Source organism: Pseudomonas sp. 32_A (assembly GCF_017490905.1).
In the GTDB taxonomy this organism is placed as follows: Bacteria; Pseudomonadota; Gammaproteobacteria; order Pseudomonadales; family Pseudomonadaceae; genus Aquipseudomonas; species Aquipseudomonas inefficax.
The window spans coordinates 1-442 of record NZ_JAFGYI010000355.1; the positions used below are offsets into that span (position 1 = coordinate 1).

Below are 442 nucleotides of genomic sequence, written 5' to 3' on the forward strand. Positions count from 1 at the left end.
GTCCACGCCCGTCCCAATAATTCAGCAGACTGCTCGAAACATAGGCGGAGCTCCGGTCTCCGATCCGCTGATTGACGTTCAGCTGCAATCGCGTGCGCGCCCGATAGTCGTTTCGCCATGCGCGCTCTTCCGCGTTGTAGCCGTAGCGCGCGGTAACGGCGTCGGCGAGACTGTAGTAATTCGCCGTCGAATATCGGTACGCCGCCATGGAGAAGTGGGTTCCGGTGGACGGCACCATCTTGCTGTACGACAGATGCGAGCTGAATCCGTTGCGCACGCCTTGCCCGGGCAAATGGGTGCGCGCGGACGTGACATCGAAAGCGAAAGCGCCGATCGGCGTGTTGAGCGCGACACCGATCAAGCCGGACGCGTAACCCGTCGACGACAGCAGACCTGCATAGCCGGTCAGCAAATTCGTCATGCCGCGCTGATAGGTCAGTTG

The 442-nt window shown here is 61.1% G+C and carries 1 protein-coding gene; it reads right to left on the bottom strand.

The window, feature by feature from the left end:
* On the bottom strand, positions 1–442 hold a 442-nt coding region (locus J5M58_RS27055), incomplete at both ends, for a fimbria/pilus outer membrane usher protein (RefSeq protein ID WP_207880509.1).